23 protein-coding genes are annotated in these 25,008 nt (G+C 57.3%); 19 read left to right on the top strand and 4 right to left on the bottom strand.

Annotation, left to right across the window (positions count from 1 at the left end; all coding sequences use genetic code 11):
• The first annotated feature begins 67 nt into the window (after positions 1 to 67).
• Both AXG89_RS29180 and AXG89_RS29175 read left to right on the top strand, forming a co-directional pair.
• Positions 68 to 310 carry a type II toxin-antitoxin system CcdA family antitoxin gene (locus AXG89_RS29180; RefSeq protein ID WP_047846543.1) on the top strand — a complete coding sequence of 81 codons (243 nt, stop codon included), beginning with the start codon at positions 68 to 70 and terminating at the stop codon, positions 308 to 310.
• Positions 310 to 630 (top strand): CcdB family protein, encoded by a 321-nt coding sequence (locus tag AXG89_RS29175; protein WP_062173360.1) that lies wholly within the window; start codon positions 310 to 312, stop codon positions 628 to 630. Before AXG89_RS29180 ends, AXG89_RS29175 begins: the two co-directional genes overlap by 1 nt.
• 539 nt (positions 631 to 1,169) lie before the next feature.
• Here AXG89_RS29175 and AXG89_RS29170 read toward each other — a convergent pair.
• Together AXG89_RS29170 and AXG89_RS29165 are read right to left on the bottom strand one after the other, a co-directional pair.
• Entirely contained in the window at positions 1,170 to 3,443 is a 2,274-nt protein-coding gene (locus tag AXG89_RS29170; RefSeq protein WP_062173363.1) for a xanthine dehydrogenase family protein molybdopterin-binding subunit, read from the bottom strand.
• A complete protein-coding gene (locus AXG89_RS29165; RefSeq protein ID WP_062173365.1) occupies positions 3,440 to 3,916 on the bottom strand; it encodes a (2Fe-2S)-binding protein in 477 nt (158 codons plus the stop codon). Before AXG89_RS29165 ends, AXG89_RS29170 begins: the two co-directional genes overlap by 4 nt.
• A gap of 115 nt (positions 3,917 to 4,031) precedes the next feature.
• Here AXG89_RS29165 and AXG89_RS29160 point away from each other — a divergent pair, with 115 nt between their 5' ends.
• Complete coding sequence (locus AXG89_RS29160; RefSeq protein WP_062173367.1) at positions 4,032 to 4,925, top strand: LysR substrate-binding domain-containing protein; 894 nt, start codon at positions 4,032 to 4,034, stop codon at positions 4,923 to 4,925.
• On the opposite strand, the gene AXG89_RS29155 is transcribed toward AXG89_RS29160, so the two are convergent.
• Positions 4,894 to 5,823, bottom strand: coding sequence for a LysR substrate-binding domain-containing protein (locus AXG89_RS29155; protein ID WP_062173369.1), 930 nt, complete (start codon positions 5,821 to 5,823; stop codon positions 4,894 to 4,896). The two genes, AXG89_RS29160 and AXG89_RS29155, sit on opposite strands and share 32 nt — an antisense overlap.
• Before the next feature lie 229 nt (positions 5,824 to 6,052).
• On the opposite strand from AXG89_RS29155, the gene AXG89_RS29150 reads away from it, so the two are divergent.
• The 16 genes from AXG89_RS29150 to AXG89_RS29075 all read left to right on the top strand — a co-directional run bounded on the left by AXG89_RS29150 (position 6,053) and on the right by AXG89_RS29075 (position 22,355).
• Positions 6,053 to 6,973, top strand: a complete 921-nt coding sequence (locus AXG89_RS29150) for an amidohydrolase family protein (RefSeq protein WP_062173371.1) — start codon at positions 6,053 to 6,055, stop codon at positions 6,971 to 6,973.
• Positions 6,970 to 7,875 (top strand): amidohydrolase family protein, encoded by a 906-nt coding sequence (locus AXG89_RS29145; RefSeq protein ID WP_062173372.1) that lies wholly within the window; start codon positions 6,970 to 6,972, stop codon positions 7,873 to 7,875. The genes AXG89_RS29150 and AXG89_RS29145 overlap by 4 nt, the downstream gene beginning before the upstream one ends.
• A 95-nt stretch (positions 7,876 to 7,970) precedes the next feature.
• Positions 7,971 to 9,377, top strand: coding sequence for a UbiD family decarboxylase (locus AXG89_RS29140; RefSeq protein WP_062173374.1), 1,407 nt, complete (start codon positions 7,971 to 7,973; stop codon positions 9,375 to 9,377).
• A 20-nt stretch (positions 9,378 to 9,397) separates the two neighbouring features.
• Positions 9,398 to 9,970 carry a UbiX family flavin prenyltransferase gene (locus tag AXG89_RS29135; RefSeq protein WP_062174084.1) on the top strand — a complete coding sequence of 191 codons (573 nt, stop codon included), beginning with the start codon at positions 9,398 to 9,400 and terminating at the stop codon, positions 9,968 to 9,970.
• Positions 9,971 to 10,017: 47 nt separating this feature from the next.
• Entirely contained in the window at positions 10,018 to 11,085 is a 1,068-nt protein-coding gene (locus tag AXG89_RS29130) for a CobW family GTP-binding protein (RefSeq protein ID WP_062173376.1), read from the top strand.
• 121 nt (positions 11,086 to 11,206) lie between these two features.
• Positions 11,207 to 12,544 carry a nucleobase:cation symporter-2 family protein gene (locus AXG89_RS29125; protein WP_062173378.1) on the top strand — a complete coding sequence of 446 codons (1,338 nt, stop codon included), beginning with the start codon at positions 11,207 to 11,209 and terminating at the stop codon, positions 12,542 to 12,544.
• 116 nt (positions 12,545 to 12,660) lie between these two features.
• On the top strand, positions 12,661 to 13,995 hold the full coding sequence (locus AXG89_RS29120; protein WP_442861768.1) for an amidohydrolase family protein: 1,335 nt from the start codon (positions 12,661 to 12,663) through the stop codon (positions 13,993 to 13,995).
• A 252-nt stretch (positions 13,996 to 14,247) separates the two neighbouring features.
• A complete protein-coding gene (locus tag AXG89_RS29115) occupies positions 14,248 to 14,979 on the top strand; it encodes a maleate cis-trans isomerase family protein (RefSeq protein ID WP_062173381.1) in 732 nt (243 codons plus the stop codon).
• Positions 14,980 to 15,211: 232 nt separating this feature from the next.
• Positions 15,212 to 16,135 (top strand): polysaccharide deacetylase family protein, encoded by a 924-nt coding sequence (locus AXG89_RS29110; protein WP_062173383.1) that lies wholly within the window; start codon positions 15,212 to 15,214, stop codon positions 16,133 to 16,135.
• Between the two features lie 205 nt (positions 16,136 to 16,340).
• Positions 16,341 to 17,096 carry an SDR family NAD(P)-dependent oxidoreductase gene (locus AXG89_RS29105; RefSeq protein ID WP_062173385.1) on the top strand — a complete coding sequence of 252 codons (756 nt, stop codon included), beginning with the start codon at positions 16,341 to 16,343 and terminating at the stop codon, positions 17,094 to 17,096.
• 82 nt (positions 17,097 to 17,178) lie between these two features.
• Positions 17,179 to 17,877 carry an SDR family NAD(P)-dependent oxidoreductase gene (locus tag AXG89_RS29100; RefSeq protein WP_236873562.1) on the top strand — a complete coding sequence of 233 codons (699 nt, stop codon included), beginning with the start codon at positions 17,179 to 17,181 and terminating at the stop codon, positions 17,875 to 17,877.
• Positions 17,878 to 17,940: 63 nt separating this feature from the next.
• Positions 17,941 to 18,228, top strand: coding sequence for a hypothetical protein (locus AXG89_RS29095; RefSeq protein WP_256936050.1), 288 nt, complete (start codon positions 17,941 to 17,943; stop codon positions 18,226 to 18,228).
• Positions 18,225 to 19,442, top strand: coding sequence for a CobW family GTP-binding protein (locus tag AXG89_RS29090; RefSeq protein ID WP_236873550.1), 1,218 nt, complete (start codon positions 18,225 to 18,227; stop codon positions 19,440 to 19,442). Before AXG89_RS29095 ends, AXG89_RS29090 begins: the two co-directional genes overlap by 4 nt.
• Positions 19,354 to 20,505, top strand: a complete 1,152-nt coding sequence (locus AXG89_RS29085; RefSeq protein ID WP_082771597.1) for an ABC transporter substrate-binding protein — start codon at positions 19,354 to 19,356, stop codon at positions 20,503 to 20,505. Before AXG89_RS29090 ends, AXG89_RS29085 begins: the two co-directional genes overlap by 89 nt.
• A gap of 15 nt (positions 20,506 to 20,520) precedes the next feature.
• A complete protein-coding gene (locus tag AXG89_RS29080) occupies positions 20,521 to 21,570 on the top strand; it encodes a GntR family transcriptional regulator (RefSeq protein ID WP_082771598.1) in 1,050 nt (349 codons plus the stop codon).
• Positions 21,571 to 22,058: 488 nt separating this feature from the next.
• Entirely contained in the window at positions 22,059 to 22,355 is a 297-nt protein-coding gene (locus AXG89_RS29075) for a putative quinol monooxygenase (protein ID WP_062173387.1), read from the top strand.
• A 339-nt stretch (positions 22,356 to 22,694) separates the two neighbouring features.
• On the opposite strand, the gene AXG89_RS29070 is transcribed toward AXG89_RS29075, so the two are convergent.
• Positions 22,695 to 23,291 (bottom strand): redoxin domain-containing protein, encoded by a 597-nt coding sequence (locus AXG89_RS29070; protein ID WP_082771599.1) that lies wholly within the window; start codon positions 23,289 to 23,291, stop codon positions 22,695 to 22,697.
• Between the last annotated feature and the right edge of the window lie 1,717 nt (positions 23,292 to 25,008).

Below are 25,008 nucleotides of genomic sequence, written 5' to 3'. Positions count from 1 at the left end.
GCCTCATTGCATACCACCAAAGCACGTGTGGACTATAATGCACATGTTTTCCAACATGGAGATGTGCATGGGTAAGGCACTCGAAGTCCGGGCACGCAAATCAACGAATGTCACGCTGCCGCCTGAAGTTCTGGATCGGGCCAAGGAGCTCGGGATCAACCTTTCGCGCGCAAGCGAGCGTGGTGTACGCGAAGAAATCCAGGAGACCGAGGCTCGTCGTTGGGCTGATGACAATGCCGAGTTGGTCGCGGCATACACTGCGATGGTCGAACGCGACGGGCTCCCGCTCTCGAAATACAGGACGTTTTGATGGCGCGTTTTGATCTTTACGATAATCCCGACGACGAGACGCGGCGCCTTGCACCTTACCTGCTCGACGTGCAGAGCACGCATGTCGGAATCTTGCCGACGCGCATTGTGATTCCTTTGAGACCTACCCCGGACCTCGGATTCTCAGGCAAGCCGTCCGATTTGCTGCCAGTCTTCGAAATCAATGGAGAAAAGCACTTTCTCGACACGCCTGCCATGAGTGCTGTTCCGCAGAACGCGCTCGGCAAACGCATTGGCTCCCTTGCGGATCGCCGCGATGCCATCTTGGCTGCAGTCGATCGGATTTTCGGCGCCTACTGAACGGAGGCGTCAGTGATCAGTCTAGTAGGTGAATTGGCAAAAGTGCAGACATCAGCGGCACTGAGGACACTCAGCGTTGCGCGTAAGCATTGATCTGCGATGTCCATAATCCTTAACCGTCAAAGCCCCGTACTGCCGCCCTTTTGGTGAGTTCGTACACCGCTGTGTTATGTGACTTGCAGACTCAGGCTACTTTTGCGGTCTTTCATTTCAACCAGCGCAAATTAATTAATTCGCATTCCTGACAAATTAAAACACGATCATTCTATTTATGTCAATTATTTTAGGTTTCCTAAATTAACAGCGATGGAGTTGGAACAATTATGTCAGCCTAGGGTGTCTGGCGTTGCGCACGTTATAGCCATCGCGTTTGCCGAAAATCCGCGCACTTACGATCTTGGTGCGCCAACGCGATTTATTTTCGAGCAGGATTGTCGCAAACAACACATGTTTGCAACGCTCTCCACCGGAGCTGCCTCATCGTCCGCAAAGAATTCGCACGTTACCGCACCACGCACTGCCTTCAATCGGGTCAACGATCATGAAGTTTTTTGGCCAGCGCGCTTTATTAGCATGTCGAACGGTGTGGACCGCTTGCGTTCTCCGGTCAGACGATAAATGGCATTGGCAACAGCCGGTGTCACTGCCGGGCTCGATAGCTCGCCTACGCCCCCCGGTTTGGTGAGGTCTCCCTGCACGATCTCGATATCGACGGCGGGCATGTCGCTCATTCGCGCCACCCGATACGTATCGAAGTTGCGTTGCATGACGCGGCCGTCGCGGATGTTGATCTGGTCGAAGAGCGCGTGTCCGAGGCCCCACATCAGGCCACCATAGAGTTGCTCCTCCACGCCACCGGGAGACACCGCCAGACCGCAATCCGCCACGCAAGTGAGCTTCTCTATGACGATCGCTCCTTCCTTCTTCGCGACACGGGCGACGACCGCGACATAACTGCCATACGCCTGATTGGTCGCAATGCCCAGCGACACGCCTGCGGGCAGCGGCTCATGCCATCCCGCGCGCTGCGCGGCTCGTTTCATGACCGCCGCATGGCGCGGCTCATCATGCATGTTCGCCAGCCGGAACTGCAACGGGTCGCGGTTGCCGAGATGGGCCGCTTCATCGATGATCGACTCGACCGCGAACACATTAGAGATGTAGCTGACCGCCCGATACCAACCCGTCGGGACACCCGTTTCATGGCGCACCCAGCCAATGTCCAGATGCGGCGCGCGGTACGTGAACTCGCGCGCGTTTATGGCCTCGGTGGTGCTGTAGTCCATGCGATCCGCGCGATCGAAATAACCCGGCTCCCATTGCTCCGGCGACGCCGGCGAGACGGCACGCAGTTGCAACGCGGCCAGGCGGCCGTGCTCGTCGAGCGCCGCCTTCGCGCGATGGTACGTAGCCGCGTGATGAAACAGCGCGCCCATTTCCGTCTCGCGGCTGTTCATCAGCTTGACTGGTTTGCCGGTCTTTACCGCGAGGTAGGTAACTTCGAACAGCCAGTATTTGGATTCGCGCGCGCCGAAGCTGCCGCCCGATACAAGCTCGTGCACTGTGACCTGATCTCCCTTGAATCCGCCGATCACTTCGGCGGCCTCCTGCGCCGTTGAAGGGACCTGGATACCGCCCCAGTAGGCTATTGCATCCTTGCTTGCCCATGCGGTGACGTTGACGGGTTCCATCGGATTCTGGGCTTTGTACGGCATCGAATACGATGCTTCTATCACGCGCGCCGGATGCGTCCACGCGGCCTTCGCGTCACCCGATTGAATGGTCGGCACGACATGCGCCGCCGGGCTGTCGAGCCACGCGGCCTGATGACCTGCGAGCGCGTCGCTGTTGAAGCTTTCGAAGAGGCTGTCGTCCCACTCGATCTGCAACGTCGCCTGTCCTTGATGCGCTGACCAGTAGTCATCCGCAAGAATCGCGACGCCTGCCTGATTGCCGCCCAGCACATCCGGCCGCCCTGGAATCTCGATCACGCCGCGCACGCCCGGCACTTTGAGTGCGGTGGACGAATCGACGCTGCGCACGCGCGCGTCGATCACCGGCGCGCGCGTGATCACGGCAACCAGCATGCCGGGCAGATCGACGTCGATGCTGTATTGAAACGTCCCCGCGACCTTCTGCGCGGCCCCGCGCTTTTTCTGCAGCTTGCCGATGTACTTGAACTGCGTGGGGTCCTTGAGCGCGACATCCTTCGGCGCAGGAACGCGTGCCGCAGCTTCAGCTAGCGATCCGTAGTTCGCCCGCCGGCCACTCGCTGCATGTTCAACATAACCGTTCGCCGTCGAGCACGATGCAACGGGTACGTTCCACTGGTTGGCAGCAGCCGCGACGAGCATCGCCCTTGCGGTTGCTCCTGCCATTCGAAGGCGATCGTATTCGAGCGAGACGCTGGTACTGCCCCCCGTTGAGAAAACCTTCCACAATGGATGAATGTAGACCGCGTAGAACGGATTTTCGGGCGTGATCACGTCGACCGCGAACGGGTCGACATCGAGTTCCTCCACCACGATCGCTGCCAGCGCGGTCCGCGTTCCGGTGCCCGAGTCATGTTTGTGGACTACGAGTTTGATCGTGTCGTCGGGTAATACGCGGACCCATGCGTTGGGTTCGAATTCGTTGGTCGCGCTCGTTGACGCAGCGGTGCCCGATGCTTCGCTCGCCCGCGCGTCAGGCAGACGAAAACCGACAGCAACCCCTGCGGCGACCAACGCCGAACCCTGCTTCAGGAAGCGTCGGCGGGAAACCTCTCGAGACTCGACCAGCGTCACGGCCGGTTTGCTTGCGTCGCGCATCATGCCTCCTTCTTTGGCGACAAGAGTTCGGGAGCGGCGCGTTTGATCGCCCTTCGAATACGCGCATAAGTGCCGCAGCGACACACGTTGCCCGACATGGCCGCGGTGATCGTTTCGTCGTTGACTTCGGGCTTGCCGTTGAGGAACGCCGCGGCTGACATTAACTGCCCGGGTTGGCAATAACCGCATTGCGGCACGTCCTCTTCAACCCATGCACGCTGCAACGGATGCTCGCCGGTCTTCGACAAACCTTCGATAGTCGTAATGCGATGCCCCGCTACCGCCCCCACCGGCAGCACACAGGAGCGCATCGCGTTACCGTCTAGGTGCACGGTGCACGCGCCGCAAAAACCGCCGCCGCAACCGAACTTCGTGCCGGTGAGTTTCAGGCTGTCGCGCAACACCCACAACAGCGGCATGTCTTCCGGTACATTGTCGAGCGTATGCCGCTCGTCGTTGACGATGATCTCGATCATGGGTGTCTCCTTTCGCTTGTCGCTTGTTGTCCAGCCGTCGCGCCGATTATTGAAAGCCGTTAAATCCCGCGCCAGCGACAATTTCTTCTAACGGCCGTCAGTCCGACTAACAGGTATGTTCAAACGCTACCCTTCCATCCAGTCGATGCAAGCTTTCCTCAACGCGGCGCGCGGCGGCAGCTTCTCGAGCGCGGCAAGGCAGCTCGACCTCACGCATAGCGCGATCAGTCAACAAATCCGGACGCTGGAGGAATTCGTCGGGCAACCGTTGTTCGAACGCAAGAATGGGCGCGTGATGCTTAACGACGCCGGCGTCCTGTTCGCCAACCTGCTTGGCGACGGCTTCGAGCAGATCGACCGTGCGTTGTCCTCCGTGCAGGAGCGGCCGGCCTCACACTCCCTTACGCTCGACGTCGATCCAGAGTTGTCACAACACTGGCTTAGCTCCCGACTGGCCGGGTTGATCGAAGCGTTGGACGGGCGTGCGCTGACTGTGCTGTCGACGCCTCGCCACGAGCGCACGGCGTTCGAACGCGTCGACATAGCATTGCGATACGGCTACGGCGAATGGGAGGGTTATGAAAATAAGTTGATGTGCAGCGACCGGTTGACGGTCATGGCCTCACCCGCGCTGGTGAAAAAATTCGGCCTGAGTTTGCCGCTCGCGCCTGAGGCGGTGCTCGAGTTGCCGCTGCTCGGTTATACCAAGCGATCATGGATTCCATGGCTCGAAGCGGCCGGCCTGGCGGCGCTCGAACCCTCGAACACGCTCGCCGTGTTCGACAACGCGGCTAGCCTGATTGAAGCCATGGCAGCGGGCGTAGGCGTCGGGCTCGCACGGGGTTTGCTCGCGGCGGATGCACTACGTGCAGGGCAACTGGTGACGCTGACCGAGGTCGCCATTCCAACCCACTACAACTTGTACGCAGTGTGGCCGCAGGGCAAACGCGAGAGGGTGGCGGACGTGGTGGAGACGCTCAAGGCGCTGGTGGCGCAGAGCCTTGAGTGAAAGGTGCGTCAGTAGAAAGTGCTTCCGCGCATTGGCGCACGGTATCGAGAAACAGCCGTAGCACCGGCGACGTATCGCCGGTCCGGAAGCGCGCATAGAGCGACACCTCCGGCGGTTGTCCGCTCAACGGCATGAACACTACACCGCCGGTTGTCAACTGCTGCGCCGAGGACGGCACCAGTGCCACGCCAAGCCCTTGCCTCACCAGGCACAGCAACGTCTGCACTTCGACCACCTCCTGCTCGATCTTCGGCGTAAACCCGGCTTCAATACAACAGTCCCGTAAGAACCTCGCAAGCTTCGAATGCGTCAGGCCGAACGACACGAAGCGCTCCGCGTGCAACTCCTTCAACGCGATCTCCTGTCTCTGTGCGAACCGATGTCCCGGCGGCAGCACGGCCATTGCACATTCCCTCACGACCACCTCGCTCTGGATCTCCGGGTCGTCATGGGTCATACGAAAGAAACACACGTCCAGGCGGTGCTCCTTCAGCGCTTGTATCTGCGCGGCAGGCGTCATTTCGTGCAGCGTCCAGCGTACGGCCGGATAACGCTCGTCGAACGCGCGCAGCGCGAGTGGAATGGCGTCGACCATGGCAGAACTGATGATGCCTATCTCAAGGTTCCCTACTTCCCCTCGCCCCGCGCAGCGCGCCAGATCGATCGCCCGTTCGAACTGCGCGAACACCAGGGGCACTTGTTCCTTCAGTGTTTTCCCTGCCTCCGTAAGCTCGACACGATGTTGCGAGCGCGTGAAAAGAGCCGTGCCCAGCTCTTCTTCAAGCAGCCTGATCTGCTGGCTCAAAGGGGGCTGGGAAATGTGCAGGCGCGCGGCTGCGCGGCCGAAATGCAACTCGTCGGCAAGCACCGCGAAGTAACGCAACAGCCGGATGTCCATATCGCCTACGTATCAAGAGTCACGTTAAAAAATATTGTACAGAGCGCTTTTGTTTGAAGAGACTGCGAATCAAGCAGCAGTGCACATCAGTGTGACACTCGATGCCGGCGAGGGGAAAGCGCTAAAAAATAGTGCTTTGACAAGGGCCGCAATGCACATCCGCAGATGCGCCTGCCAGCGATCCGGCAACTGGTTAATGCCAGTTCCTCTGTTATGGGAGATCGAGTACATGATCATCGACACAAGCTGTTACCCGACCAACCTGGTCGACCTCGCCTGGCGCCACGACGGCGAACCGTTCACGGGCGAACGCCTCCTCAAGACGCTCGACGGGCCGTACATCATCAACGGCAAACCGCGCCGCATCGACAAGGCTTTTATCCAGCCGCCCCAGGGCAACACAATCTATACGTGGACCGACGGCGAGCGCTCAGGCCGCGAGTCGATCGACGACTACATGGCCTACACCGTCGAGCTGACACAACGTTACCCCGACCGCCTGATAGGTTGCTTTGTCTACAACCCGCGCTGCGGTCCGGAGAACGGGGCCAAGGCGATTGAGTTCTACGCGAAGGAACACGGTTTCAAGATGGTTCAGTTGCAGGCCAACATGCACGCCTACCGACCGGACCGCGCACTCGACTGGTTAAGGCCGGCACTGCGCAAATGCGCGGAGCTGGGGCTCATCGTCAAGCTTCATACCGGCGATGGTCCATACAGCATTCCGACCGAGTGGTATCCGCTGATCCGGGAATTTCCGTCGGTGAATTTCATCATGGCGCACTTCGGCGTGCAGACCGGTGGCGTGTATTGCTTCGAGCCATTCCAGATGGCCATGGATACCCCCAACGTCTATTGCGAATCGAGCTGGTGCCTGCAATCGCGCATTGTCGAATTTGCGAAGGTGCTGCCCACGCACAAGATCCTGTACGGCTCCGACACGCCGCCGAACGAACCGGGCATGTGGCTGCGCCTGCTCGAAGTCCTGTGCCACGAGCCACCGCAAGGTCTGAATCTTGATGAGGACACGCTCGAGGATTATCTCGGCAACAACCTCGCGCGAATGATCGGCCTCGAACCGAGTCCGCCGCCGCGCAGTGTGGAGCAAGCACACGACTATCTGAACCAGTTTGCCGGAGCCCGCGCATGATCATCGATACCCATCTGCACCCGACCAATCTCGTCGACGAAGCCTGGCGCCATACCGGCGAGCCGTTCACCGGCGAGCGCCTGCTCAAGATGATGGACGGCCCGTACATGATCAACGGCAAGCCGCGCCGTATCGACATGGGGTTCATCCAGCCGCCGCCCGGCAACACGGGTTATCGCGACGGTAACCGGCGTGGCCGCGAGGGCATTCGCGACTACATGGCGTACATCGCCGAACTGACGCAGAAATACCCCGACAGGTTTATCGGCAACTTCACCTACAACCCGCGCTGGGGCCCGGAAAACGGCGCGGCCGAACTCGAGTTCCATGTGAAGGAGTACGGCTTCAAGATGCTGAAGCTGCACGCCAACATGCATGGCTACCGGCCTGATCGCGCGCTCGACTGGTTGCGTCCCGCGATGAAGAAATGCGCGGAACTGGGCGTGGTCGTGTTGATTCATACAGGCGACGGGCCGTACACCATCCCGACGCAGTTCTATCCGATCATCCGCGAATTTCCGATGGTGAATTTCATCATCGGTCACTTCGGGATCCAGACCGGCGGCAACTATTCGTTCGAATCCTTCTGGATGGCAATGGATACGCCGAACGTGTATTGCGAGTCGGGCTGGTGCTATCAGTCGCGCATTGTTGAGTTCGCGAAAGAGTTGCCGCGCAACAAGATCGTGTTCGGCACGGACTCGCCGCCGAACGAGCCGGGCATGTGGTTGCGTGAACTGGAAATGCTGTGTTCGCCGGCGCCGCAAGGCATGGACCTGGACGAGGACGGACTCGAAGACTACATGGGCAACAACATCGCGAGGCTGGTCGGCATCGAGCCGAGCAAACCGCCGAAGGATCTGGCCGAGGCTGAGAAGCGCCTCAAGGCGAGCTATGTGTAGTTGATGGAGGACCACGGGCGCCGTATCTGCATGCGTATCCAAGCGTGCGCCCGTGGTCGTCGCGCCTCTTTTTTGTCCACACGCCGGAGCCCACCATGGCCGATGCACGCTTGCACGAACTCGCGGGAACGCAGGACTTTCACGCATTCGTGTCCACCTATCGCGACCTCTTTCCCGATGACGTGCTGACGATCAGGCACCCGTTGTCCGCCGATCAGGATGTGACTGCGCTGGTCGCGGAACTGGCGGCGCGAGGCCGGCATGAGATGCTGGTCTGCGAGCAGGTCGATGGTCTGGACACACCGCTCGTCACTAACGTCTTTGCGTCCCGCAGACGCATTGCGCGGCTGTTCGATGTCGAACCGCCGCACTTGTTTGAAGCCTATCAAAGCCGTGCGAATGCGCCGCTTGCGCCGCGTTTCGTAGCGAACGGTCCAGTGCTCGATCAGGTCACCGAAGGCGATGCAGTCAACCTCGATCACCTGCCAATGATCCGGCATTTCGATACCGACCGCGGCCCTTACATTACCAACGCGGTGATCGTCGCCGAAGATCCGGTGACGGGCATCGCCAACCTCAGCTACCACCGTTCCATGTGCCACGCGCGCAATGCACTCGCCACCAGCCTGCACTCACGCGGACACCTTTGGCGGATGCTACAAAGCGCGCAGCAACGCGGCGACGTGCTCCGCGTTGCAATGGTGATCGGCGCTCATCCGCTCTTCATGCTCGCAGCTTCCGCGCGGGTACCGTTCGGGACGGACGAGCGTTTGATTGCCGGTGGCCTGTTCAACGCGCCGCTTGAACTCGTGCGCACGCCGCGTTACGGCATAGGCGCACCCGCTGCTGCGGAGTTCGTGCTCGAAGGCACGATCGATCCAGCCGAGCGCGCTGAAGAAGGTCCGTTCGGGGAGTTCTCCGGTTATTCGTCGGATCGCTCGACCAACAATGTGCTGCGCATCGACACCATGATGCGCCGTCGCGATGCATGGCTCGTCGACGTGGTCGGTGGTCCGTATGCCGAGCACCTGACGCTCGCGCGTTTGCCGCGCGAGGCGGAAATGAGCGAGAAGTTGAAGGCGCGTTTTCCCTCCGTGACCGCGCTTCATTACCCGAACTCCGGCACGCACTTCCATTGTTATGTCGCACTGAACCAGTCGCGCGACGGTGAAGCGCGCCAGATCATGCTCGCGTTGCTCGGCTGGGACCCTTATCTGAAGAATGTGATCGCGGTGGACAGCGACATCGACATCAGCGACGACTCACAAGTGTTATGGGCGGTCGCTACGCATTTCCAGCCGCATCGCGACCTGTTCGTGATCGACGGCTTGCCGGGCAGTCCGCTCGATCCTTCGTCTTCGGCGTCAGGCACGACCTCGCGCATGGGTATCGATGCGACTCGCGGCTCCGCATTCGAGGGCATTCGCGCGCGCATCGGCGAACGTGCGATCGATCAAGCGCGTTCTCTGCTTGCTGGTCTCGAGCGCGGAGTGCCGGCATGACAATCGATAAAAACCGTCGCATGGTGGTCGGCATCAGCGGTGCATCAGGATTCATCTATGGCGTGCGCTTGCTTGAATTACTGCGAGGACTGGATGTGGAAACGCACCTGATAGTTTCGCGCGCGGCCCTTCTTACGATGACGCACGAGACCCATTACAAACTCGCCGACGTCAGCGCGCTCGCTACCACGACACATCGCTGCGACGACCTTGCAGCCAGTATCGCAAGCGGCTCGTTCCGCACGATGGGGATGATTGTCGCCCCCTGCTCGATGAAGACGCTCGCCGAAATTGCTAACGGCATGTCGCTCGGCCTGATTTCAAGAGCAGCCGACGTGACGCTTAAAGAACGCCGCCCGCTTGTCCTGCTCGCGCGCGAGACACCGCTCACGCTGGCGCATCTGCGCAACATGACCGCCGTCACCGAGATGGGCGCCATCGTGGCCCCCCCCGTTCCCGCGTTCTATGCCCGGCCGCAATCGCTCGGACAAATGATAGATCACACGCTCGGCCGGGTGCTCGACTTGTTCGGGCTCGAGACAGGCACCGTTACGCGCTGGCGGGAGGCCGTCGAAGAACCGCTTTCCGCATGAAGATTAGCCAGGCATCAGCAGTCCGTACGACCACCAGGAGACGATCGATGAACACCATCCACATGACCCATCACGAAGCCGAGAAAATTCCGGTCACCATTTTGGCCGGCTTCCTTGGCGCGGGCAAAACAACACTGTTGAACTACATCCTGCGCGAAAACCACGGCCGCAAGATTGCCGTGATCGAAAACGAGTTCGGCGAAATAGGTATCGACGGCGGTCTCGTGCTTGAATCGACCGAAGAAATCTACGAGATGACGAACGGCTGTGTCTGCTGTGTCGGCGCGGTGCGCGAGGATCTGGTGCGCATCGTCCGCACACTGATCGACAGGCCCGAGCGGCTCGATCACATCATTGTGGAGACGAGCGGTCTTGCCGATCCGTATCCGGTCGCGCAAACCTTCTTCCTCGACGATCCAATCGCTAAACAGGTCACACTCGACGCAGTCGTGACGATGGTTGACGCGAAGCATATAGCGGCACATCTGGACGACATCCTCCTCGACGGTTCTGACAATCAGGCAGTAGACCAGATCGTATGCGCGGATCGCATTGTGATCAACAAGGTAGACCTCGTGAGCGAGCAGGAAGTGGCCACCCTGACCACACGGATTCGCGCATTGAACGCCACCGCCGACATTGTCCCGTCGAGCTACGCACTGATCGACCTGGGAAAGATCCTTGGCGTCGGCGCCTCCGAGTTCTCACAGCAACTGGTCGAAACGGGCGGACTTTCCGGGCATGAGCATGAGGATCACGATCACCACGAACACGCAAATGAGCACGAACACGAACACGAACACGACGCCAGTGTCTCGTCGGTAGGTATCGAGGTATCCGCCGAGGTCGACCTCGACGCATTGCAGGACTGGCTCGCCCAACTACGCGTATCGGATGCGAGCAAGCTGTTTCGCATGAAGGGCATTCTTGCCGTACAAGGGCAACCCTGCCGCTACGTGCTGCAAGGCGTGCACAACGTGATCGAGCTGCGCGCGGCGCAGGCTTGGGGTTGCGAGCCTCGGACTAGCCGCGTTGTTTTTATCGGCCGCGATCTCGATCGTGCCGAGCTGACCGACCGCTTCCATGCCTGTCTCGGCGCACCTATAACGGCCTGACGGGTTGAACAGCCGGCCCGCGGATGACTCGTGGCGCGACTGCTGCCAAAACGACGCGTGCAAACGCGCACTTGTGCCGCGGACCGCGGGCTGGTCAATAACGAAATTCAGGAGACATTCGATGAACACCGCCCCACACCCTGTCGATCAGCGCCTGCCGAAGCGCCAGGTAATTACGCTCGGACTGCAGCACATGCTGGTTGCTTATATCGGCGCGATTGCCGTGCCGCTCATCGTCGCGTCGGCGCTCAAGATGTCGTCCGCCGACACGACCATCCTGATCAGCACCGCGCTTTTTTGCTCGGGTATCTCGACCCTGCTTCAGACCATTGGCTTCTGGAAATTCGGCGTGCGCTTGCCAATCCTGCAAGGCGTTGCGTTCAGCAGTGTCGGACCGGTGATCGCCATTGGCTCGAATCCGAATGTCGGCTTCGCGGGCGTGTGCGGCGCCGTGATCGGGGCGGGTTTGTTCACGCTGTTCGCCGCCCCCCTGATCGGCCGGCTGCGACGCTTCTTTCCTCCAGTCGTGACCGGTTGCATCGTGACAGTGATCGGCTTGCAGTTGTTTCCGGTGGCTTACGAGTGGGCAGCGGGCGGACGGCAGAACCCCCAATTCGGCGCATCGCCATTCCTGCTGGTCGCGCTGTTCGTCGCCCTCGTGATACTCGCGGTCAATCGCTTCGGCTCGCCGTTCCTGCGCAACCTGTCAGTGTTGATCGGGCTCATTGCCGGCGGGATTGTCGCGTGTCTGCTCGGAATGGGGAATTACAGCGGTGTCAGGAGCTCGCCGTGGTTCACCATCCCTTATCCGTTCCACTTCGGCACACCGGTATTCGCCGTCGTGCCGGTGCTGACCATGATCGTTGTCATGGTGGTGCAGATGGTCGAGTCAATGGGACTCTTCATCGCGATCGGCGGGATTGTCGACAAGCAGGTCACCGAGGAAGACGTCGTGCGCGGCCTGCGCGCTAACGGGCTTGCCAGCGCCATTGCAGGCATGTTCGCGGCGTTTCCGTTTATCGCGTTCATGGAGAACGTCGGGCTCGTGATCCTCACGGGCGTGCGAAGCCGCTGGGTGGTTGCCACCAGCGGAGCGCTGATGTGCATCGTGGCCCTGGTGCCGAAGATTGGCGCGGTCGTCGCAGCAACGCCTGCCGCCGCGCTCGGCGGAGCGGGGATCGCCATGTTCGGCGTGGTCGTGGCAGCGGGCGTGCAGACGCTCTCGAAGGTCGACTTCGAAAGCAATCGATACAACGTGCTGATCGTGGGCTTCACGATCGCGACAGCGCTGATTCCCGTGATGGCACCCGAGGTATTCAAGCAGATGCCCGAGTGGACCCAGCCGTTCCTGCATAGCGGCGTCGTGCTCGCCTGTCTCGTCTCCGTGGCGCTCAATGCATTGCTTAACGGCGCGCACGACGAGGTCGTGGCCGAGACACATCAACTGGTCCGGGAATAAGTCAAATCGAATCGTGCGGCGGCCGTCTATGCGCCGCTGCAGGAAATGCGTTGCAAGGAGAAACAAACGTGAGCACCCAAAGCGAAGCCCTGTTGATCAAGAATCCGATTGCTGTCATGAGCGGCCTGCGCGGCGAACGCGCCCGGCTCGGTCACGTCGACGTGCGCGTTCGCGCGGGACGGATCGAGGAAATCGGTCCGCAACTCGTGGCGAGAGAAAATGAAAGAGTCATCGACGCCAGTTCCTGCGTCGTCTATCCGGGGTGGGTCAACACGCATCATCACCTGTTCCAGAACTTGCTGAAGGCGGTCCCCGCCGGTATAAACGCCGATCTTCAGGAATGGCTGGCTGCGGTGCCGTACCCTCGGCTCGCGCGCTTTACACCGGACCTCGCTCGCATCGCCGCCCGGCTGGGGCTGGCGGAACTCCTGCTTTCGGGTGTGACCACCTGCGCCGATCATCATTATCTTTACCACGCAAAAGGCACGACAGAAACCGGCGACCTTCTGTTCGAGGAAGCGGCTGCATTCGGCATGCGTTTCGTGCTGTGCCGCGGTGGAGCACTTCAGGCGGCGGGGGACCATCCGGGGTTTGCGAACAGCGTGTTGCAGCCTGAGTCACTTGACCAAATGCTCGGCGACATCGAGCGCCTGAAGTCCCGCTATCACGATGCCCGCCCCGACTCCATGCGCCGGGTCGTGGTCGCGCCCACCACGCCGACCTTTTCGTTGCCGCCCGCGCTGTTGCCGGAAATCGCACGCGCAGCGCGCAGCATGGGCTTGCGTCTGCATACGCATCTGTCCGAGACGCGTCGCTACGTCGACTTCTGCCGGGAGAAATTCGACATGCTGCCCGTTGAGTTTGTCGCCGAGCATGAATGGCTTGGCCCAGATGTATGGTTCGCCCATTTGGTTCATCTGGAACCCGGCGAGATCGCCATGCTCGCGGAAACGGGGTCCGGTTGCTCGCATTGCCCGGTCAGCAATGCGCGGCTTGGCAGCGGTATTGCGCTCGCGCCGCAGATGGCGGCAGCAGGCGTGCCCATGTCACTGGGCGTGGACGGCGTGGCCTCGAACGAGTCGGGGAGCATGACCAACGAAGCGCATTTTGCGTGGCTGTTGCATCGCGCGTCGCAGGGGGCTTCTGCTACAACCGTCGAAGAAACGATTCATTGGGGGACTGCTGGCGGCGCAAGCGTCCTCGGTCTTGACGCGGTAGGCACGCTCGAAGTCGGCAATGCGGCCGACTTGGTGCTGTACGATGTCGACGCACTGCGTTTCAACGGTTTCCACGATTTAGCGATCGCACCGGTTGCGGCGGGCGAACCAACGACCGTTCGATACAGCGTCGTGGGCGGCCGTGTTGTCGTCGACGACGGTGAGATCCCCGGTATGGATCTCGGAGAGCTTCGGCGGGACGCACGGAAAGCGGTGCAGCTCTTGCTTGTCTGAACCGAGTATTGACTCGGCAGGTGGTGCGAGCGTTCGAAATGCAGTCGACCTCGCTCACGTTCGCGTCGCCCGTCGGTCTTCGGTCGCAACCACCGACGTGATTTAGCTCGGCAATTGAGAGGAGTAAGAGTCAAAGGCGGCTGCCAATAAATCTCAACCAAAGGAAGATGCTTTCTGCAGGTTTCGAGCGGCAGACAATGCGAGGTTTACGTCCAAAGGTTTGCCGACGTCTTTTTTCCATTCGAGATCCCAATGACAAAGAATCGCACTTTGCTTGGCATGTTGACCCCGTCGTCCAACACATGGCTCGAACCGCTGACAAGCGCGATGCTTGCAAGCTTGCCGGATGTTACGGCTCACTTCGCGCGCTTCCCCGTCTCAGAGATTTCGCTTAGCGATCATTCCCTCGGACAGTTCGACGAGTCGGCGATCACTCATGCTGCGCAGATGCTAGCTGACGCGAGAGTCGACGTAATTGCGTGGAACGGTACATCCGCAGGATGGCTCGGCTTTGAAACCGACGAGCGCCTGTGTCGTCGGATTACCGAGATTACTGGTATTCCAGCAACCACATCGGTGCTGGCACTCAACGAGATCTTAAGGAAGACCAATGTACGCGAACTCGGTCTGGTGACGCCGTATGTCGATGGCGTACAAAAGAAAATCGTCGACAACTATCATCGTACCGGCGTCACTTTTGTGAACGATCGGCATCTGAATCTGCAGGTAAACTTCTCCTTTGCCGAAGTCCCGATCGACACAATTCGCACAATGGTCCGCGAAGTCGCGACGTCGCGGCCCGGCGCTATTTCAATATTCTGCACCAACCTGAACGCCGTTCGCATCGTATCCGAACTTGAACAGGAAATCGGGATTCCTGTCTACGACACGATCGCGACCGCCGTGTGGAAGTCCTTGCAGCTCGCCGGATATGACACGTCGCGCTTGGCAAGCTGGGGGCGTTTGTTCAGCGAATTTGTTTAAGGGCGGTTAACCCCACCAACACGCCAGATGAATTTTCTGAAAAGGATCCACCTACCTGCGCACCGTCAATATCCTTTCTCGCATGGGCAGGTTGCCCGCTTTAGATCAACGAGCAATGCTGAATCTGTCGTGACCCGTCGTTCTTCAAAGCGTCAAATTAGCGCCGCTGTACCGCCTCCCTTACGGACAACATAGTCGGAGTTAAATTGGCCGCTTGGCGAGGAATCGCTGCATGCGCGGACTAGTGGAACAGGCTACAGCGCCGTTGAGAGTAGTTAAAAAAGAAATCTTGGTCGCGTTCGGTGTTGACGTCGATGCCGTTGCCGGTTGGCTCGGTTCATACGGAGGCGACGACTCTCCTGACGATATATCGCGCGGCATGTTCGCCGGCGAAGTCGGCTCAATGCGTATTCTCAAATTGTTTGAGCGCGAAAGAATTAAGTCGACGTGGTTCATTCCGGGGCATTCGATCGAGACGTTTCCCGAGCAAATGAAAGCAGTAGCAGATGCAGGTCATGAGATCGGCATTCACGGTTACAGCCATGAAAATCCTATCGCTATGACACCCGAACAGGAAGAAGCTGTGCTTGATCGTAGCATCGAGCTCGTGACGAAACTCGCTGGGCGCAGACCCACGGGATACGTTGCGCCGTGGTGGGAATTTAGCAATGTCACCAATGAGCTGCTCATCAAAAAAGGTATCAAATACGATCATAGCCTGATGCATAACGACTTCCATCCCTATTACGTTAGAGTCGGCGATTCGTGGACAAAGATCAAATATAGCAAGCACCCCGACGTGTGGATGAAGCCGCTTGTACGCGGTCAGGAAACTGATCTTGTCGAGGTTCCGGCCAACTGGTATCTCGACGATCTGCCGCCGATGATGTTCATCAAGAAGGCGCCGAATAGCCATGGGTTCGTTAATCCGCGAGACGTCGAGCAGATGTGGCGTGACCAATTCGATTGGGTCTACAGAGAGCACGAATACGCAGTTTTCCCGATCACCATTCACCCTGACGTTTCCGGACGCCCGCAGGTATTGCTCATGCTCGAAAGGCTCATCGCGCATTTCCGAAGCCATGATGGCGTCCGTTTCTGCACTTGCGATGAAATCGCTGACGATTTTTTGCGGCGGTATCCTCGCAAATTTTAAAGGCCGATGTTGAGCGCATGCGCGCGTAGCAACATCCGTTCGTTCTCCCATCATGTTGAGCTTTTAGCGACGTGCGCCGGCAGTCGATGATAGCCGGTCTAGCGTGAGACTCGCTTTGCTACGGTCGGACAATTCGGCCAACCAGAATTGACGACACCGACCTTCGTGCGACCCGTCCAAACCAAATGTTCATCAGGAGAAAACCATGAAAGTTGCATTGGTGACGGGAGCCGCCAGTGGCATTGGACAAGCCTTGGCAAAATCCTATGCTGAAATTGGCGTAGCTGTCGTTGGCGGCTTCTTCCCGGGTGACCCACACGACCCACAGCTGACTGTTAAATCAGTTGAGGAAATCGGAGGTCGCTGCGTAATGTATCCTGTCGATGTCACTTCAGCCGAACAAGTCGAAGCCTTTGCCAACACGGCGGTTGAGCGCTTTGGACGGATTGACTACGCGGTCGCGAATGCGGGTTTGTTGCGGTCGTCCCCGCTTACAGAAATGAGCGACGAGCAGTGGCATCAAATGCTGGATGTCGACCTGTCTGGAGTGATGCGAACATTCCGCGCTGCTTCACGCCATATGACCGATGGAGGCGCAATGGTTGCCATCTCATCCATTGCGGGCGGGGTCTACGGTTGGGAGAATCACACGCACTATTCCGCGGCCAAGTCTGGCGTGCCAGGCTTGTGCCGCGCTGTAGCGATGGAACTTGCGCCGCGTGCCATTCGCTGCAACGCAGTGATTCCCGGTCTAATTGAACCCCCCCAATCGCTCGATTCCGTTAATTCTTTAGGACCGGAGGGCTTGCGTGAAGTGGCAAAAGCGATCCCGCTTCGACGAGTGGGCAGGCCACAGGAAATCGCAGCACTGATTCGTTTCCTGACCAGCGACGAAGCTTCGTACATTACTGGGCAATCGATCATCGCCGATGGCGGGTTAACCGTGCGGTGGCCAACCTGATCCCAAAAGAGGGTGCGAAAATATGTCTTTATCCATTTCACTTGATGGACGCTGAGCTGTTGTCACTGGCGCGGCGAGTGGTATCGGGGCGGCCATTGCACGCGCTTACGCGGAAGCGGGAGCCCGTCTAGTACTCGCAGATATCAACGAGACCTCCTTGGTAAAGCAGGCAGAGGCATGCCGCAGCTTCGGCGTTCAGGTAGAAACGGTCGTCGCAGACGTGGGTGAGGAAAATGGTGCAAATACGATTGTTGACCACTGTATCGCCGCATATGGCGGAATCGACGTGCTTGTGAACAATGCAGGGATGCTTACTCAGGCGCGCTGCACTGAACTCACGACGTCCATGTGGGACGAGATGCTGCGCGTCGATTTAAGGAGCGTTTTTTTGTGTTCCAGACGCGCACTACCGGATATGAGCGCCCAGCGTTGGGGACGAATCATAAATATCGCGTCGCAACTTGGCATTAAAGGGGGCGCGGAACTCACTCACTACGCCGCTGCGAAGGCCGGCGTGATCGGCTTTACCAAGTCACTCGCGCTGGAGGCGGCGCCCGGTAACGTACTTGTCAACGCGATTGCACCTGGACCGATCGAGACGCCTCTTGTCGATGGTATCAGCGACGCTTGGAAATCTGCAAAGGCAACTGAACTACCGCTGCGTCGCTTCGGACGTGCCGAGGAAGTCGCTCCCACTGCGGTGTTGCTCGCTTCGGATCCTGGCGGTAATCTGTTTGTCGGCCAGACGCTGGGGCCAAATTCTGGTGATGTAATGCCGTGAACGATCACAAGACCTGTACGTATATAAGTAGGCCTTAGAGGGGACTCGTCAAAAATGTGCGGCATGTGCGGTTTGCTGGGAGGCGGCAATCATTGGTCAAACAGTGGCCTGCCCGCGGATAGCGCAAATGTGCGCCGTCGCAGACATTTGCAAGTTTCTCTTGCAAACAGAATTTTAACGACGTTTCGGCTGAGCTTGGATGATTTCCAGGGGCAATCTTTTATCCTGCGGTCACCAACAGAGGCTGCGGAATTGGTTGCCGATTTTTCAGAAATATGGAAAGTCGCTGAAAAAATGCTTGGCAGATCGCTTGACCCTCTCTTGCTTTTTGACGACGAGGCAGACAAATGAGCGTCGCTTACGACGTTATCCCAGTAACGCTCGTCACCGGCTTCCTCGGTAGCGGCAAATCGACGCTACTTGCTGATCTGCTTCAAGGCGACGCCGCGCGAGACACCGCGGTACTCGTCAATGAATTCGGAGAAGTCGGCTTAGACCACCTACTCGTAGGTGCGATAGATGCCCAAACAATCCTTTTGGACAACGGTTGTCTCTGCTGTGCTGTGCGTGGTGAATTACGGGAAGCACTCGCTACATTGTTTTCTCGCCGCGCGCGTGGCGAGGTACCAGCGTTCTCTCGAGTCGTGCTGGAGACTAGTGGACTTGCGACCCCAGCGCCGATAGTCGCTACGTTACTCGGCGATCCGGTCATTCGTAGCCATTTCGTCGTCGCAGGGACACTTACGGTGGTCGATGCTTCAAATTTTGGATGGCAACAACGAGATCACCCCGAATGGCTAGATCAGGTTAGCGCTGCCGACCGACTGCTCGTCGGAAAAGCAGACTTGGTTGACCAGGAACGCATAGAGGACCTTTTAGCCATGCTCGCCGAGCTTAATCCGACCGCAAGCGTTGTTGTCAAACGGGCGGGCATCAAAGCTGACGTATTACGCGCGTCCTTGTTTGAGCCAGGCGACATCCAGAATATGATCCGAAATATCGGGAAAGCAACGCGCAGCACCGCCCCGTCGAGGTCTCGGGCTCCATATAAACATCGCGAGGGTCTTATCGCTTCACAAGTCAGGTCTTTTTGTATGACGTTCGATGTACCGCTTGACTGGGAAGTTTTTACGCTGTGGCTTACCATGCTGCTCAATCGACACGGCAATAGCATCTTGCGAGTTAAAGGCCTACTCTGGATAAGAGGGTCCGGCAGACCAGCGGTCCTTCACGCGATTCGTCACATTGTATATCCGGTGCTACACCCAGAAAACGTCGATGCTGATTGGACCGGCGACAAAAAGTCACAACTTGTGTTTATTGCGGAAGGTCTCGAGCTAGCCCCCTCGTCGCGTCGTATCGACGCTTTCAGCATCAACTTGAGGATTGCAGCCGTTGATCGTCGCTCATGCACCGCAAAGTCAATCCGCTTCAATTGGCGCACCCGCAATCATAGGAAGCAAGGTCGAACTACGTGTGATTGGCACTTCCGTCACGTTGCAGGAACATATCCGCGAAAAGGCGGAGCGGGACCTCGGAATCAAGCTGAACTTCATTGTGCTTGACGGACCGCTTGCGCAACGTGAAGGCGTTATGCACCCCGAGACCTACGATGTTTACGATCAGTGGTTTCACAGTCTTGACTGTCTTTGGCCTGCTCACGCTCTTCAACCTATTGACGTTCGTCGCATCAATCGATGGGACGAAGTAAACGCGCTACCTCGAACCGGGCACCTGGCCGGACGAGCAGGGACGACCGCCGGTAGCGTTCCGGCAGATCGACTCTACGTGCAACGCGACAATACACTCGGGCGGACTGCTTCCGCGCGCATCAGTATGCTGCCTCTTACTCACAACGCGGATAGCTTCGCATACCTTGCTGACGAGATACCTTCCAGACTAATCGATCAAGGTGAGAGTTGGTCTTGGCTTCTTGCTCCCGAACTCGCAGGGCGCGTTGCGCTGCAAGCCGACCCTGCAATAGGAGCTATAGACGCGGCGCTCGCCGTGCGGGCAAGCGGACTGATGGAATTCCAAGACATTGGCAACCTCTCGATAGAAGAGATCGATGGGCTAATCGAGATTTTGATCCAGTATCGACAACGCGGGCACTTTGCCGGCTTCTGGTCGACATTTGCTGAGGCCGCTCAGTTAATGCTTCGCAAGCAAGTCGTCATACAGAGCATATGGTCTCCAGCCATCCTCGAGCTCGAGCGGGCCGGACTCAAGCCACAATTGGCCAGTCCTCGTGAGGGATATCGCGCTTGGTTCGGTGGGCTTGCCCTCTCCAGGTTAGTAGAAGGGCGTGCACGGGATGCTGCGTACGACTATCTGAATTGGTGGCTCGACGGATGGGCAGGCGCGACGATGGCGAGACAGGGTTATTACATTTCAAATCCAGAACGTGCTCGTCAATATATGAGCGAGGGTGAATGGGCGTATTGGTACAATGGAAAACGTGCTGCTGTCCTCGTAGGGCCAACCGGCCAGCAACGAAGTCTAGCCGGACAACTCCGGGACGGCGGAGACTACGCGGCGCGGATGGGCCGTATTGCTGTCTGGGATTCAGTAATGGACGAACAAAACTATCTGGTGCGGCGATGGGGCGAGTTCCTCCGAGCACAATAATTACAATGTCACGCAATGAATAGACGGACACCTTTCGTTCACTCGTCTTCCGACGCCACCGAGTCGAATCGCACAACGGATATAGACAATCGGCACCGCTACAGGCTGATCCAAAACCACCTTCAGCAGGCGATTCTCGCGGGCCGTATCGTACCCGGACTCGTATTGCTTGAAGGACCGGTAGCACGACTTTTTGGTACAAGTCGCGTACCAGTCCGAAAGGCATTCGAGCTTTTGCATTCTGATGGCCTACTTCTCACTTTCGATGGACGCGGCTATCTAGTCGCCAATGAGAACGGCTCGGCGCCCGAACCGCTTCGCGCGCCATTGTCGGAAACTGCGCTTGGCTTTGATGCTCCGCCCGAACCTCTAGATTTACCCACTACAGGGGAGCGGATCTATCGGGCACTGGAGGAGGCGGTCTCGGTCGCAATTGTCTTCGGTCATTTTCGGATAGACGAGACTCTAGCCGCCGAAACGTTACACGTAAGCCGGGACGTGGTGCGCGAAACGCTGGCACGACTTCGCGATCGCGGACTGATTGAGAAATCAACCTATTCCCACTGGCTATGCGGTCCGCTGACGGCAAGATCAGTCGCCCAAGATTACGAGTTGCGCATGTTGCTTGAGCCTGCCGCGCTCCGGTCGAGCCAGCCGTTTCTACAGCATGAAATGCTGGCCGCAGCCATCGCTGATATTGAAGAAGCAATTAATCGCCCAGATTCAGTCGACGCTGACAGGCTTCAGCATATTGAAACCACTTTGCATGTTGACTGTCTAGCGTATGCGCGCAATCGCAAGCTTCTTGATACGGTTCGGCATGCACACATGCCGCTCACAGTGAACCATGCTTTTTTTCAAGCATTTAATCTTCATCCCGAGGCTGGCACGCTCGAAGAGCACCGGGTGGTTTTGCGTTGTCTAATGGCCGGAGATGTTGATCATGCCACGTCCGCATTGTGCCAGCATTTAAAAAACGGCCAAACACGTACATTGCAGCGGCTGAAGGTTCTTGCTGTGTTGCCGGAGCCAGACTTGCCGGCATTCGTAGTGCCGTTTCCCTAGTTTCTGTGGACGTGCCAACGTTGACTAAAATGCAACCCGACGATGTGATTCAGTCTGAGAGCAACCGGGACAAGCGGTCAGCATTGACAGTTAATGCGCAAGCGCAGCGATCTCGCCATGAGAATATTGAAAGAAACACTCACTCAATAGGCACGGTGTGTCGGCTGGATACGTGGTCCTTGGTGACGGGCTTTCGTTCAGTTCTTGTACCGTCCCGGCTCAACCATTATCTCGGGCAAGCGGGATAAGAGAGAAACGTGAATTATCTCCAAAGATGTTAAACCGGCTTCTCGCTTTGGCGGATGTATCTTTGGCAAAACAGAGCATAAGATCCATTGCAGATCATCTGAGGAACCATTGCTTCGTATAATCCTTCGGATCTCTTGCTCCACGATGCTACTCAATGAGCGTGGCTGGTGCGAGCAGTATAAATGCATTGTGTAACTTCGAATGTACTTAACATTCACTACAAAAGAGGATATATCCAAATGGCTAATTTTGCGTTGTTTGTTGAACTGAAGGCTAAACCAGGACAGGAATCGGAAGTCGAGGCGTTTCTAAACGGGGAAGCCAAGCTGGTAAGAGGAGAAGCTGGAACGTTGACGTGGCACGCGGCGAAAGACGAAGGCGAGCCCGGCTTATATGTAGTCTTCGATACCTTCAATGACGAAGTTGCCCGTGAAGCGCATTTGAACGGCGAGGCTGGACAGGAGCTCGTGGCAAATTCCGAACGGCTGTTTTCCGAAGTGAAGGTTCATCGGCTTCAAGTGGTCGCAGAGAAGTAAGACCTAGGGGCGGTACTTCGAAGAGACGAATGCCATTGGATCGCGAATCTCGATTGGCCTCGACCATACCGAACCCGCCTCGCACGCATCACTCTTAGCATCGAGATGACATTATGCCGTTTGCTCGGTCTCTTCGACCGCTGTAACGCGTAACGCAGGCGTGACGGCGCGTCGATTGTTGCGGGGAACGGCGTCTTTTCAATCGCCGAAAACGATGACCTTTGCTCGGTTGTCATCTCGTTTTTTTCCTTCGTGTTCCCTTAATCGAGAGTGACCTGGAAACGGAGAGGCGAGATAACCTACTTTGCTTTGCAGCGCGCACGGCGTCCCGTGTATACATCAATCCTGCTCGCGAAGCGTTTGGACGTACGTCTTGCCGTATGGATAGAACTTTTCCTTGCGGCCTTCCTGCCACGCGCGTTTCATTTCGGGTGTCGTAATGTCCCAATCCGGCCTGCATTTCTTGGTAACAACGCGCAAATCTTGACGCAATTCCTCCATCGTCGGCCTTCCAAAAAACCAGTACCCGCTGTAGATTTTGTAGACGATGAGATCCGGCTCAAGGACAACAACGTGCGGGATCATCGGATCGTGCAACGGGTCCGTGTATTCGGCGATGTCGAGGTCTTTTTGCACAATACGGCCCGCGTCGGATAGAAAAGGCCAGTGCGCGCCCACCCCACTACGGTATTCGTTTGTCTCAGTAAGGTTATCCGTGCTGACGGTGACAAGTTGGCAATAGCCTACTTCCATTTCGCGGTGCAGGTCGATAAGTCCTTCGGCCTGTCGCCGATCCTTAGGGCAGAAGCCTCCACGGCTAAGTATGACAATCATGGGGTCCGTTCCTTGAAGTTCGGACAACTTGCGCCGTGTCGCTGTGTGGTCGGTCAGCTCGTAATCAGGAAAACGAGCTCCAGGTACGATGTCGTTTCTCATGTTCTTAAGTTCCCTTTCGCTTAGTTGACGACCAAGATGTCTGCTAACTGCATTCCAAGCTTCGACGGTGTCTACTCATATAGAGGTGGTTCGGCGGTTTCGCATTAATCATTTTGTTCGGCCGAGTCACTGAAATGCGGTTTTCGACAGTATTGGTTTGTTTTAGAACGGCCGATTCAGAATATACTTGCAAGATTGGGATGGCAACCTTTACATCGGCGTTCCTGTAGAAACAGTGTAAGCGCCTGGTGACGGCATCCTGAATCGACGCAGCAGGCTTGGGAGCACCATGTCCATTGACACATTGAAATAGCTTTCCTTGTCTCGTACCTCGAGATTCTTGTGAGCAGTCTTTCTTAAATGATCGAATCTCCTGAGGTCGGCGTAGCAGTAAGGCCAACGGTGGATCACCCTAAAATGCGCAGGTTGGTACCGCATTACCGAGAGCCGTCGCGTGAACCTCCCACTTCCTTAACGCGCAAGTCAGGCAGTGCCTGTTGCCAAGTGGACCCTTTGGTTGCTTGAGAATTGAGGAGTTTTGCCGGACTTCGTTTGCGCCGACATCGTTTACGTAGTCGAACATCCTCCCTTTGGAACGGGGCTCAAGGTAGCTTTTTTTCGAGCGCCGTCTTAGCACTTGAAACTTATAGAACGCCCAGCGGAAGTGTTTGGTCCCTACGTTGACGTTTAAGCCGACTTTTGAAGGTAGCGTCGTTCATGCCTTTCCAGATCAATCAACTGAGCAGGTCAAACAGTGTCATTCGAAACGCCATTGATCCGGTTAGCGAACGAAAAGTACGAACGGTGCGCGCAGTTTTAGGTTGTGATCAGGCAACTGCTCGGTTGCATTATCCGTGATCAAGCTTGTTGCTGAAAACTCCTGCTTTGTTTGGAAATGCACGCTTTCTCGACTACCGGAACGCTTTGGTTGCGGATTCATTTAAGTTGAGTTGCGGACGTTGCCGATACACAAAAGTTGCAGATTTGCGACGTCGCGGAGCTTTATCGGGACATTCAAACTGCGCGACACGGTAAAACGGATTTTCCACAGTCATCCGGTCCGAGACTCTTGTAGAATCAGCCCGAGTCGGGGGTCAATACGTTCGTGTTTCAGCGACCGAACGCGTCAGGTTATAGCGCCGACGACACCTTTTCTGCGGACGCGGCAGCCGCTCCAACAGTTGCATACTCTTTAGGCAAACCGAAAGTCGGCTACGGCTAGTGAAAATGGTCCTTAACATGAACGAAGAGAAGCGTATATGCGCTGACTCGCAACGGTGTGGCGAGCTAGTGTAATGCTAACTTCGCAGACAAATTGATGAGCGCGAGCCATTTCAAACGGCGATCCATTGGAAAATAAGGAGCACCGAAACGTGCCTCGCTGAAAGTTATTCAAAAATGATCTCACTCAGGATATGACAACTCATCGTGCCCTCAACCGGGTGCAGCGCTGTAACAGAGGGGCGTGGACATGCCCTAAAACATAATGAATTTAATTTAACCTCCTTAATCATGTCGAATCTAATGGAAAAAGTATGCCAAGTCTTATGTCAACGAACTCAGGCAGCACAAAGTATTCGTCGCATCCTATTATGCCGTCAAGCTTCTATTGGTAGCGCTCGGGGCTTGGATCATTCACGGTAACGGTGGCTTCGTTCCGATGGCGATTATCTGCATTGCCATCTGCGCTGTTACGTCGACAACTTGCTTTCTGTTT

The sequence above is a fragment of the Burkholderia sp. PAMC 26561 genome (genome assembly GCF_001557535.2).
Classification (GTDB): Bacteria; Pseudomonadota; Gammaproteobacteria; order Burkholderiales; family Burkholderiaceae; genus Caballeronia.
Note: the sequence above shows the minus strand (reverse complement) of the source record. Positions and strands in the feature narration are given on the sequence as shown.